Source organism: Actinomadura sp. 6K520, assembly GCF_004349245.1.
Lineage (GTDB): Bacteria > Actinomycetota > Actinomycetes > Streptosporangiales > Streptosporangiaceae > Spirillospora.
Genome location: NZ_SMLC01000205.1, coordinates 1 through 11,198, shown reverse-complemented (window position 1 = coordinate 11,198; position 11,198 = coordinate 1). Strand labels below are relative to the sequence as shown.

13 protein-coding genes are annotated in these 11,198 nt (G+C 78.2%); 8 read left to right on the top strand and 5 right to left on the bottom strand.

Translation table 11 applies throughout. The annotated features are described in order from the left end of the window. On the bottom strand, positions 1–939 hold a 939-nt coding region (locus E1289_RS39895), incomplete at its 3' end, for a histidine kinase (protein WP_243713302.1). 141 nt (positions 940–1,080) lie between these two features. Between E1289_RS39895 and E1289_RS32650 the strand changes: the two genes are divergently transcribed. The 6 genes from E1289_RS32650 (at position 1,081) to E1289_RS32625 (ending at position 6,219) form a co-directional block, all read left to right on the top strand. After that, entirely contained in the window at positions 1,081–2,436 is a 1,356-nt protein-coding gene (locus E1289_RS32650) for a histidine kinase (RefSeq protein WP_243713301.1), read from the top strand. Beyond that, complete coding sequence (locus E1289_RS32645; RefSeq protein ID WP_131987165.1) at positions 2,433–3,098, top strand: response regulator transcription factor; 666 nt, start codon at positions 2,433–2,435, stop codon at positions 3,096–3,098. Before E1289_RS32650 ends, E1289_RS32645 begins: the two co-directional genes overlap by 4 nt. A gap of 115 nt (positions 3,099–3,213) precedes the next feature. Continuing rightward, complete coding sequence (locus E1289_RS32640) at positions 3,214–3,846, top strand: RNA polymerase sigma factor (protein ID WP_243713300.1); 633 nt, start codon at positions 3,214–3,216, stop codon at positions 3,844–3,846. After that, on the top strand, positions 3,843–4,649 hold the full coding sequence (locus E1289_RS32635) for a methylated-DNA--[protein]-cysteine S-methyltransferase (RefSeq protein ID WP_131987163.1): 807 nt from the start codon (positions 3,843–3,845) through the stop codon (positions 4,647–4,649). The genes E1289_RS32640 and E1289_RS32635 overlap by 4 nt, the downstream gene beginning before the upstream one ends. Before the next feature lie 172 nt (positions 4,650–4,821). After that, on the top strand, positions 4,822–5,901 hold the full coding sequence (locus tag E1289_RS32630; protein WP_131987161.1) for an NAD-dependent epimerase/dehydratase family protein: 1,080 nt from the start codon (positions 4,822–4,824) through the stop codon (positions 5,899–5,901). 66 nt (positions 5,902–5,967) lie between these two features. Continuing rightward, entirely contained in the window at positions 5,968–6,219 is a 252-nt protein-coding gene (locus tag E1289_RS32625; RefSeq protein WP_131987159.1) for a hypothetical protein, read from the top strand. A gap of 72 nt (positions 6,220–6,291) precedes the next feature. Here E1289_RS32625 and E1289_RS32620 read toward each other — a convergent pair whose 3' ends face one another. The 4 genes from E1289_RS32620 to E1289_RS32605 all read right to left on the bottom strand — a co-directional run bounded on the left by E1289_RS32620 (position 6,292) and on the right by E1289_RS32605 (position 9,836). Next, the gene (locus tag E1289_RS32620; protein ID WP_131987167.1) at positions 6,292–6,510 is read right to left on the bottom strand and encodes a CDGSH iron-sulfur domain-containing protein; all 219 of its coding nucleotides are present in this window, start codon (positions 6,508–6,510) and stop codon (positions 6,292–6,294) included. 73 nt (positions 6,511–6,583) lie between these two features. Beyond that, positions 6,584–7,324, bottom strand: a complete 741-nt coding sequence (locus E1289_RS32615; protein WP_131987157.1) for a HemK2/MTQ2 family protein methyltransferase — start codon at positions 7,322–7,324, stop codon at positions 6,584–6,586. Between the two features lie 11 nt (positions 7,325–7,335). Beyond that, positions 7,336–8,517, bottom strand: coding sequence for an iron-containing redox enzyme family protein (locus E1289_RS32610; protein WP_131987155.1), 1,182 nt, complete (start codon positions 8,515–8,517; stop codon positions 7,336–7,338). Next, on the bottom strand, positions 8,514–9,836 hold the full coding sequence (locus tag E1289_RS32605; RefSeq protein ID WP_131987153.1) for a glutamate--cysteine ligase: 1,323 nt from the start codon (positions 9,834–9,836) through the stop codon (positions 8,514–8,516). The genes E1289_RS32610 and E1289_RS32605 overlap by 4 nt, the downstream gene beginning before the upstream one ends. A gap of 259 nt (positions 9,837–10,095) precedes the next feature. On the opposite strand from E1289_RS32605, the gene E1289_RS32600 reads away from it, so the two are divergent. Together E1289_RS32600 and E1289_RS32595 are read left to right on the top strand one after the other, a co-directional pair. Beyond that, complete coding sequence (locus E1289_RS32600) at positions 10,096–10,698, top strand: isochorismatase family protein (protein WP_131987151.1); 603 nt, start codon at positions 10,096–10,098, stop codon at positions 10,696–10,698. A gap of 12 nt (positions 10,699–10,710) precedes the next feature. After that, positions 10,711–11,198, top strand: a 488-nt coding sequence (locus E1289_RS32595) for a DJ-1/PfpI family protein (protein WP_207929296.1), incomplete at its 3' end; no start/stop codon positions are given.

Sequence of the window (11,198 nt, the reverse complement as noted above, 5' to 3'; positions counted from 1 at the left end):
GGCGTGCTCCGCGAGGACACCGCCACCGGCCCCGCCCGCCCGGTCTCGCCCGTCCGGTGCGTCGGGGCCGGTGGCGGTGTCCTCGCGGAGCACGCCGATGATCTCGCGGAGGTGCTCGGTGGCCTCGGCCGCGCCGCGGCGCAGCTGCGCGGCGGCGTCGCGGTGCCGGCCGTCGAGGCCGGGCGCGACCTGCAGGGCACCGGCGCGGACGGCGATGAGGGCGAGTTCGTGGCCGAGGGAGTCGTGCATGTCCTGGGCGATGCGGGCGCGTTCGCGGAGCCGTTCGCGTTCGGCGATGATGCGCTGCTCGTGCTCCAGGCGTTCGGCGCGTTCCCAGCCGGCGTGCAGGAGTTCCTGGTACTGGCGCCAGTAGCGGCCGGTCAGCCAGGGCAGGACGCCCAGCAGCACCAGCCAGACGGTGGAGGGGAACCAGGTCTCGACGGCAAGGCCGCGTGCGATCGCCAGGACCGACCCGGTGACGAACACGGCGGTGAACGCCCACAGCAGCGGCTGCGCGCGGATGGTACGCCGCCCGGTCAGGTAGGCCAGCACGGGCATGGCGAACACGAAGTTGCCGTTGACGGCGGTCAGCGCGATGGCCGTCAGCAGCGCCGCGGTGGGCCGGGCGCGGCACACCGCGACGGCGGCGGCCAGGACCACCAGGCCGCCCGCGCGCAGCCACCACGACAACCGGGCCGGTTCCAGCGGCGAGACGATGTCGACGGTGACGGGCAATGCCAGCGCCCCGTACAGCAGGGCGTCCTTGACCAGCGCGGCCCGGGTGGGGCGGCGGACGGCCTCGCGCAGCGCCCGCGGGCGGGCGGTGCGGGCGGCCGCGCGGGCCCGGCCCGCCGCCGCCGTCGCGGCGCGCCTTGTCAGTCCCGCGGTGCGCCCGGTGGCCTTCCCGCCGGCGGGGCGGGGGGACGCCGTGTCGTTCACGCGCTCCACGCTACAAGCGCGTGTACTGCGGCGTTACTGCCGAAAGTCAAGGGTGCGCTCCCCCGGCCGTCCCCTGGGGAGCCCGGGGTGGCGATCTTGGTGTGCTGGGTGGGCGGGACGCGGCTGAACTACGGTTGCCCCGTGACAACGCCCCCGTCCCGTCCCCGCGGCCCCGGCGCGGCCCGCGCCGTGCGTGCGGTGCGTGCGGTGGGGTGGCCGCGCGGGCAGGGCGCCGACGCCGTTCTCGCCGCCGCCGCGCTGGTGGTGACCCTGGTGCTGAGCGTGGTGGCGGTCAAGCCCGGGGACCGCGCGCTGTGGCCGGGCGGGGTCGCGCTGATCGTGGTGGCCACGCTGGCGCTGGCGGTGCGGCGGCGGCATCCGGTGGCGGTGCTGGTGGTCGGCGTGGTGGTGCCGCCGCTGTACTACCCGCTGGGGTATCCGGACGGGCCGCTGGCGCTGGTGCTGTGGGTGGCGCTGTTCACCGCCGCGGTGGAGTGCCGGCTGCTGGTGTCGCTGGGCGCGGTCATCGTGGTGAACGCCGGGTTCCTGGGGGTGGCGCTGCTGCGCGGCGGCGGGGGCGGTGACCCGGACGCGATCGTGGACGCGCGGGGGGTGGCGTCGCTGTCGCTGGGGCTGCTGGTCGCCGTGGCGCTCGGGCAGTACGTGCGCAGCCGCCGGGACCGGGCCGAGGCGGCCGAGCGGCGCGCCGCCGAGGCCGAGCGGAGCCGGGAGGAGGAGGCGCGGCGCCGCGCGGTCGCCGAGCGGCTGCGGATCGCGCGGGAGCTGCACGATGTGCTGGCGCACCAGATCTCGCTGATCAACGTGCAGGCGGGGGCGGCGCTGCACCGCCGCGACGATCCCGAACGCGCGTACGCGGCACTGGAGGCGATCAAGGCCGCGAGCCGGGAGACGCTGCGGGAGCTGCGCGGGGTGCTGGGCGTGCTGCGGCAGGTCGACGCGGACGCGGGCACGGACGCGGGCACGGACGTGGAGGCGTCGGTGGGCGGCCCGGTGGCGCCGCCGCCGTCGCAGGCGCCGTCGCTGGCGCGGGTCGGTGCGCTGCTGGAGCAGACCGCGGCCGCGGGGCTGGCCGTCCGCCGGGAGGGGGACCTGGCCGACTCCCCCGGCGGGACGGTGGAGGGGCCGTCCGGGCTGGCGGATCTGCCGGCGCCGGTCGGGCTGGCGGGGTACCGGATCGTGCAGGAGGCGCTGACCAACGCCGTGCGGCATTCGGGGGCGGAGCAGGTGACGGTGTCGGTGCGGCGCGTGTCGGGCGCGGTGGTCGTGCAGGTCGACGACGACGGCACCGGCCCGGCCGCAACGGCTTCGGCGGCGGGCGGGAACGGGCTGCGGGGCATGCGGGAGCGTGCCGCGTCGGTAGGCGGGCAGGTGACGGCCGGTCCGCGCCCGGCGGGCGGGTACCGGGTGTGGGCGCGGCTGCCGGTGGACGACGCCGCCGAGCCCGGGGGCTCTGCGCGGGCGGAGGCGGCGGGATGATCCGGGTGATGCTGGCCGACGACCAGACGCTGGTGCGGGCGGGGTTCCGGTCGATCCTGGAGGGCGAGGGCGACATCGAGGTCGTCGCCGAGGCCGGGGACGGGGAGCAGGCGGTGCGGCAGGCGGCGCTGCTGCGGCCCGACGTGGTGCTGATGGACGTGCGCATGCCCGTTCTGGACGGCCTGGAGGCGACCCGCCTCATCATCGCCGACCCGGCGCTGCACACCGTCCGCGTGGTGGTCCTGACGACGTTCGACCTGGACGACTACGTCTACGGCGCGATCAAGGCGGGCGCCAGCGGGTTCCTGGTCAAGGACACCGAGCCGACCGAGCTGATCCACGGGGTGCGGGTGGTGGCGCGCGGCGACGCGCTGCTGGCGCCGACCGTGACGCGGCGGCTCATCGCCGAGTTCGCGTCCCGGCTGACCGCGCCGCCGCCCGCGGCGGACCTGGAGTCCCTCACCGACCGCGAGCGGGAGGTGCTGGAACTGGTCGCGGCGGGGCTGTCGAACGAGGAGATCGCCGGGCGGCTGGTGCTGTCGCCCGCCACCGCCAAGACCCACGTCAGCCGCATCCTGGCCAAGCTGGGGGCGCGGGACCGCGCGCAGCTGGTGGTGCTGGCCTACGAGACCGGCGTGATCCGGCCCGGATGGCTGCGGTGACCGCCCTGGCGGCGCGGCCCCGGCGCGGCGGATACGGTCGGCGGGAGCGGCCCCGCGCCGACCGGGGCGGGGGCGGCCGGTGCAACCGGGCTGGGCGCGGCGGTGTTGAGCGGATGTGACGGTTACGGACGAGGTCTCCATCTCCCACGCGGGCGGTGCCGCCGACACGGCGGCCGCGCGGGTCGTCGCGGCGCTGTCGGGTGACCTGGACGCCGGGTTCGCGGTGCTGTACGAGGCGTACCGGGGCGCGGTGTTCTCGACCGCGCTGCGGCTGTGCGGGCGGTGGGCCGAGGCCGAGGACCTGTCGGCGGAGGCGTTTTTGCGCGCCTACCGGGCGCTGTGCGGGTACGGGCCGGAGCGGGTCGCGGCGCTGCGGCCGCGGGCGTGGCTGCTGACGATCCTGGCGAACGTGTGGCGCAACAGCCTGCGGTCGGCGGCGCGGCGCCCGCAGGCGGGCCCGCTCGAGGAGGCGCCCGATCCGCCCGACCCGGGCGAGGGCGTGGCGGACGCCGCCGCGCGCCGCGAGACGGGCCGCGAGCTGGCCGCCCTGCTGGCGCGGCTGCCGCACGACCAGCGCGCCGCGGTGGTGCTGCGGCACGTCACCGACCTGCCCGTCGCGGAGATCGCCGCGGTGCTCGGCATGCCGGAGGGCACCGTCAAGTCGCACATCTCCCGGGGCCTGGCGCGGCTGCGCGTGCTGCGCGGCGCCGGGCGGCCGGGCGAGGAGCAGAAGGGGGGCATCCGATGACCCGAGACGAGCGCGGGGCCGGGCCGCCGGCCGGCGACCCGGCGGGTGAGCTCGCCGCGGAGCTGGCGGGGCTGGGCGCCGACGCGCCCGCGGGGCTGCTGGACCGCATCGCGGCGCGCCGTGTCCACGTCCCCGGGCCGCTGCCGGATCCGCACGCCGACCTGCAGGTCGCCTTCACCGACCACGGTGTCGCCTACCTGCGCGCCGGGATGGGCGAGGCGGAGTTCGCCGCCGCGTTCCGCGCCCGGTTCGCGCGGCCGCTGCTGCCCGCCGCGGCACCGCCCGCGGGGCTGGTGCCGGCGCTGCGCAGCGGGCGCCCGGGGGGCCTGCGGCTGGATCTGCGCGGCCTCGGCGAGTTCGAGGCGGCGGTGCTGCGCGCCGCGGCGCGGATCCCGCGGGGTCAGGTCCGCCCGTACGCGTGGGTGGCGCGGATGGCGGGGCGGCCGCGGGCGGTCCGCGCGGTGGGGTCGGCGCTGGGCCGCAATCCGGTCCCGCTGCTGATCCCGTGCCACCGCGTGACCCGCTCGGACGGGGCGCTCGGCGAGTACGTGTTCGGTGCCGCGGCCAAGGAGCGGCTGCTGCGCGCCGAGGACGTCGACGTCGACGGGGTCGCCGAGCTGGCGCGGCGCGGGGTGCGGCTGGTCGGCAGCGACACCACCGGGATCGTGTGCTACCCGACGTGCGGTGACGCGCGGCGGATCACACCCGCGCACCGGCGCGGGTTCGGGGACCTGGCCGCCGCGCTGGCCGCCGGGTACCGGCCGTGCCTGCGCTGCCGCCCCGGCGACCCCCGCCCCGCCTGACCCAAGCCCTGCCTGACTGCGCGGCTTGCCGGTGCGCACCGGAGGCCAGGCCGGGACGTCGGCGGCGGAACGGTGCGGCCGGGGGCATAGAACGGTGTGAGGCGGGAATGGGGCGGTCCCGTCCACCTGCGGGAAGGGGCCCGCGGGGACGGCCGACGAGGGGGAGGCCGCCATGCGCGTCGTCGTCACCGGCGCGACCGGCAACATCGGCACCAACACCGTCCGCGCGCTCGCCGCGGACGCGACCGTCACCGCGATCACCGGCCTGGCCCGCCGCGCACCCGGCCCCGGCGCCGTCCTGGGCGAGGACGCCCCGGAGGGCGCCGGGAAGGTCGAGTGGGCCGAGGCGGACGTCACCGACAGCGACCTGGTCCCGCTGATGCGCGGCGCCGACGTCGTGGTCCACCTGGCGTGGCTGTTCCAGCCGACGCACCGCCCGGCGGTGACGTGGGACGCCAACGTGGTCGGCAGCTCCCGCGTGTTCGACGCCGTCGCCGAGGCCGGCGTGCCCGCCCTGGTGTACTCCTCGTCCGTGGGCGCCTACTCCCCCGGGCCCAAGGACCGGGGCGTGGACGAGTCGTGGCCCACGCACGGGTGGCCGGGCGCCGCCTACAGCAGGGAGAAGGCCTACGTCGAGCGGCTGCTGGACATCTTCGAGGCCGTCAACCCGGGCTGCCGCGTGGTGCGGATCCGGCCCGGTTTCATCTTCGAGCGGCAGAGCGCGTCGGAGCAGCGGCGGCTGTTCGCCGGGCCGCTGCTGCCGGGGCGGCTGGCCCGCCCCGATCTCATCCCCGCCGTCCCGGACCTGCCGGGGCTGCGGCTGCAGGCGCTGCATTCCGCGGACGCCGGCGAGGCGTTCCGGCTGGCCGCCACCCGCGAGGTCCGCGGCGCGTTCAACATCGCCGCCGACCCGGTGCTGGACCCGGCCGAGCTCGCCGACCTGCTGGGGGCGCGCACCGTGCGGGTCCCGGCGCGGGGAGTGCGGGCGGCGCTGGCTGCGGCGTGGTCGCTGCACCTGGTGCCCGCCTCGCCCGGGCTGTTCGACCTGGCCATGGAGGTCCCGATCATGGACGTGTCGCGGGCGCGGGACGAGCTGGGCTGGACGCCGCGGCACACCGCCCGCGACGCGGTGCGCGAGCTGCTGGAGGGGCTGCGCACCGCGGCGGGGCGCGACACCCCGCCGCTGTCCCCGCGGACCGGCGGGCCGGGCCGGATCCGCGAGCTCGCCTCCGGGATCGGCCGAAAACCCTGACCGCCAAACCCTGACCGCCAAGCCCTGATCGACGTGAACCGGCGAGGACGAACCGGAGGTCACCACATGCCCACGATCACATCCGACCATCTGCACGCTCTGCTGGCCTCCAGCGAACGCGACGCCGCGCTCGTCGTCGTGGGCGGTGAGGCCACCGTCGTCCCAGCCGATCCGTCCCGCGGCGAGGGCGCCGAGGAGGCCCTGGTCGTCACCACCCGGGACGCGGTGATCGCCGAGCTGGACACCGGCGCCAACGAGGAGCAGATCGAGCGGCTCGCCCAGCGCCTGGACGTCGCCCTCGACAGCCTGGGCGGCTGACCGGCCCCTGTCCCCCCCGCCCCTGTCCCGGCGCCGGGACAGGGGCGGGGGCGGTCCGCGTCCCGTCCGGCGTCAGGTGCGGCCTTCCGTGGCGCCTTCCGTGCCGGCGTCCTGGTCACCGGTGTCGCCGGTGCGGACGCGGCGGCGGTGGCTGGTGTCGCAGAACGGGTAGGAGCGGCTGCGGCGGCACGCGCACAGCGCCACCAGGAAGCGGTCCGAGGTCACCGTCCGGCCGTCCTCCAGGACCACCTCGACCGGGCCCTCCACCAGGACGGGCCCGCCCGGCACCATCCGCACCCGCCGCGCGGCCGTCCCCCGCGACCCGGCACCCGGCGGCCCGGCGGCGCCCCCCGCCGCGGCGGTGTCACGCGGCGCGGCGCCCACGTCCCTCACCCCCGCGTCCCTCGTCCGCGGACTCCTCGCCCGCGGGTCGCCCGCCCGCTTCGGCGGTGTCCTGAACGCGGTCGGCGCGTATGACGACGAGTTCCTCGTACGCCTGCCCCGGGGGCAGCAGCCCCTGCGCCCGGAGCCGGTCGGCCCGGCGGCGCATCACCGGGCCCAGCGGCTCGCGGCGCCGCGCCACCACCGACGCGCGCATCCCGGCGGTCCGCAGCGACACCAGCGTGGCCGCGACCCCGTTCAGCGCGGAGTGCACCAGCAGCAGCGTGCCCGAGGGCGTCAGGTGCCGCGGCGCCTCGGCGCAGATGCGGTCCAGCAGGGCGCGGCCGTCCGGCCCGGCCTCCCAGGCGCGGGCCCGTCCCCGCACGGTCGCGGGGTCGGCGGCGCCCGCCACGTACGGCGGGTTGGCGACGATCACGTCGAACCGCCGGCCGGCGACCGGTGCGAACAGGTCGCCGCGCAGGACGCGGACCGGCAGGCCCCGCACCAGCGCGTTCAGCCGCGCCGCCAGCACCGCCTGCGCCGACACGTCGACCGCGACGACGCGGCAGCCCTCGCGGGCGGCGGCCATCGCCACCGCGCCCGTCCCGGTGCCCAGCTCCAGCACCCGCGCGCCCCGGGGGACGCCGGCCGCGCACAGCGCGCCGGTCAGCAGGTGGGTGTCGGACTGGGGGCGGTACACCCCCGGAGTTCTCAGCAGCAGCATCCCCGTCCCCCTCACTCGCCTCTCACCGGACCGGACCTCGGGCCCTCCCCGGGGCCGGTGGGCAGGCCCGGTGGCGGGTGGCGCAGCGCCGAGCGCGGCGGGCCGCCGCGCCAGTGGTCCAGCAGGTGCGCGGCCAGGCGGTCCTCCAGCAGGCATGTGGCCTGCACGCCCAGGACCACGTCCCCCGCCAGCTCCGGCTCCTGCTCCAGCAGCCCGCCGATCACGTCGTGCCGCAGCACCTGCTCGTGGACGGCGTCGGCCTCGATGTGCTCGGTGTAGAACCGCGCGGCGCGGGGCCCGGCGCCCAGCCGCTCCAGTGCCCGCGCCATCCGCCGCGCGGACGGCGCGGTGGTGATCTCGGCCGCGGCGAAGTGGCCCACCAGTGCGGCGCGCAGCGACCGCCGCAGCCCGAACAGCGACATCATGTTCACCGTCGCCAGCATCACCGCCGGCGCCGCGTCCACGTAGGCGCCGTAGGAGGGGTCCAGGCCCAGGTCGTCGAGCAGGCCGGCGTACAGGCTCTGGTGGATCATCTCGGGGCGCCCGCCGCCGAACTCGTCGTGCTCGACCGCGACCAGCGCCGTCTTGGCGCGGCCCCGCAGCCGCGGGATCACCCAGGCGTGCGGGTCGGCCTCCTTGAGGTGGTACACCGACCGCAGCGCCGCGTGCTCCAGCAGCTGCCACCACTCCCCCTCGTCGCGCAGGTGGTGGGTGACGCCGGACGCGTCGACCGGCTCGGTCAGCAGCCCGGCGAGCGCGCCGTCCACGTCGGACCCGCCGGCCACGTCGCGGCGCAGCGCCGCCAGGAATGCCTCCTCCATCGCCCCGCGCAGCCGCAGCAGCCCCGCGTCCCACTCCCAGTCCGGGTCGACGCCCGCGAACCCGCGGTAGTGCAGCTCGAAACAGGTGTGCAGCGCCAGCTGCAGGTCCTCCCCGTAGGGGTCGGCGGACCGCGCCGCCGCCCACGCGTCCAGCCCCGGCCGGACATCCTCCTGCTCCGGGCCGTGCGCCGGGCTTGGGGGCGGGCCCGCGGACAGGGCGTCCACGACGGCCCGCGACAGCGGGCCGCGCGCGGCGGGCAGTGCCGGCACCGCTGCCGGCTCCCCGCGGGAGGCCCCGGCCGGGGCCCGGGCGGCGGCCCGCCGCGGGGCCTGGACGGGTGCCTGCCGGTGGGCGGCCTGCTGAGCGGTCATGCGTCCTCCGTGGTCCCGTGCGTGTCCGGCTGCGGTACCCGCTCACGCGCGTCCCATACGCCCGCTTCCTCCCCAGATGCCGCTTGCGTTGCCCGGTCCGGCCCCCCGCCGGGGCCGCCGGGCCCGCCGCCCAGCACGCCGGACTCGGTGTGCCGGGCCAGCATCTCCACCACCGCGCGGGGCCCGCCCCGCCCGGCCGCGCGGCGCTGCCGGTCCGCGCCCGTCCCGGCCCGGCGGACGCCCTCCAGCAGCGCGTGCACGGTGTCCAGGTCGCCGGTCTCGGCCAGCGCGGGCCGGGCCCGGGCCAGCAGGTCCTCCACCATGCGCCACGGCGGCACGCGCCGCCGGGTGAACGGGTCCAGCGCGTGGCCCCGCATCCCGTGCCGCGCCGCGCTCCACAGCGCCGCCGCGCACACCTGCCCGTCCACGGGCGGGGCCTCCCGCCCGGCCGCCAGGTCCCGCAGCGCCGCGCCGACCAGGCCCCGCGCCAGCGCCGCCTGCAGCACCGCCTCGTCGGCGGTGGCGGCCGCGTCCGCCGTGCGCACCTCCACCGTCGGCCACCGCGGCGACGGCCGCGCCAGCCAGAACGTCATCGCCTCGTCCACCAGCGCGCCCGCCTCCACCAGCGCCGCGACGCGCCCGTCGTACTCGGCCGCCGACGCCGCGAACGGCGGCACGCCCGCGCCGGGGAACCGCCACATCTCCACGATCCGGCGGCCGGCGAAGCGCCCGGCGCGGCCGTGGTCGAACGGGGAGTTCACCGCCAGCGCCACCAGCGTCGCCAGCCACGGCCGCAGGTGGTTCACCACTGCCACGGCCGTCTCCCGGCCCGGGACCGCGACGTGGACGTGGCAGCCGCACGCCTGGTAGTCCGCCACGACCTCCCCGTGGGCGCCGCTGATCGCGGCGAACCGGTCGCCGGGCGTCACCGGCGGGGGCGGCCCGCCCAGCACCGGCGTGCCCGCCGACACCAGCCGCGCCCCGGCCGCCCGCGCGGCGGCGGCCAGCCGCGCCCGCCCGTCGCGCAGCTGCGCCCGCAGGCCCGCCAGGTCCGCGCACACCCCGGTCGCCGCCTCCACCTGCGAGGCCAGCAGCTCGGTGTGGAACCCGCCGCCCGACGCCCGCCACGGGTGCTCCCCCGCCGCCGCGAGGACCTGCCCGGCGCGCGGGACGCACATCCCCGACACCGCGTCGACCAGGAGGAACTCCTCCTCCACCCCGACGGTCGCGCCCGCCGCGCGCGAACCCCCGCCACCGGCACCGTCGGTGCCGGCGGTCTCGTCCGCGTCGGCCGCGCCGCCGGCCTCGTGGCCGCCCATGCCGCATCCCCCTGTCCATCCCCCTGTTCGCGACCCCGTCCGTGCGCACGCCGGCCGCCCTGCGCCGCCCTCCGGTGTGGGCGGGGACGGCGCAGCACCCCGGGGCGCCCGCCACACCGGGGGATTCCCGGACAGAACGCCCTCTCCCTCCCGCGGGCCGAAATCCTTGCGGCGGGCCCGGTACCGGTGACCGGATCGTTCCGCACCGTGCCGCGATGATGCCTGCCGCGCGCCCCGCGCCGCGGGCAGCATCGGGGCCATGAGCAGAGCCCTCCTCGTCATCGACGTCCAAGAGTCCTTCCGCCGCCGCCCGAACTGGCGGGCCGTGTCGGCGCCCGACATCGACGCCCGCGCCGCCCGGCTCGTCGGCGCGGCCCGCGCCGCCGGCGACCTGGTGGTGTGGGTGCTGCACTCCGAGCCCGGCAGCGGCACCGTGTTCGACCCCGCCCTCGGCCACGTCCGCCTCATGGACGGCCTGGAACCGGCCGCCGGCGAGCCGGTCCTCACCAAGACCTCCCGCAACGCGTTCACCACCACGAACCTGCAGCAGCTGCTCACCGAACGCGGCATCGGCGAGGTGGTGGTCTGCGGCATCCAGACCGAGCAGTGCTGCGAGACCACCGCCCGGCTGGCGGCCGACCTGGGCTACCGGGTCGTGTTCGTCACCGACGCCACCGCCACCTTCCCCATCCCCCACCGCGACGCCCCGCCCGGGCGGCCCCTGGCCGACGTCCTGGCCGACCCCGCCACGCTGACCACCGCCCAGGTCATCACCCGCACCGAGTACGCCCTGGCCGGCCGGTTCGCCGACATCGCCGCGCTGGACGACCTCGCCCCGCCCCGCCCGGCGGCCGTCCGGTAGCCTGACCGGATCGTGCACCGGATCGCGTTCCTTCTCGTCCCGGGCGTGCACCTGCTCGACCTCGCCGGCCCCGCCCAGGTGTTCTCCACCGCCGCCCGCGACGGCCTGCCCTACCGGCTGACCTACATCGCCGACCACCCCGCCGGGGACGGTTCCGGCGGGGACGGCTCCCGGGGGGACGGTTCTCGCGGGGAGCAGTGCGACGTCGTCACCGCGCAGGGCGTCGCGCTGCGGGCCCCCGCCGCCTGGCCGGACCTGACCCGCGACGACATCGTCGTGGTCCCCGGGTGGCGGTGGGCGGCGCCGCGTGAGGCCGACGCCCGGCACGCCCCGCCCGTCTCCCCCGGCGCCGCCCGCCGGCTGGCCGGCCACCACGCCGCCGGCGGGCTGGTCGCCAGCGTCTGCTCCGGCGCGTTCGCCCTCGCCCACGCCGGGCTCCTGGACGGCCGCCGCTGCACCACCCACCACGAGCTGCAGGACGCCCTCGCCCGCCGCCACCC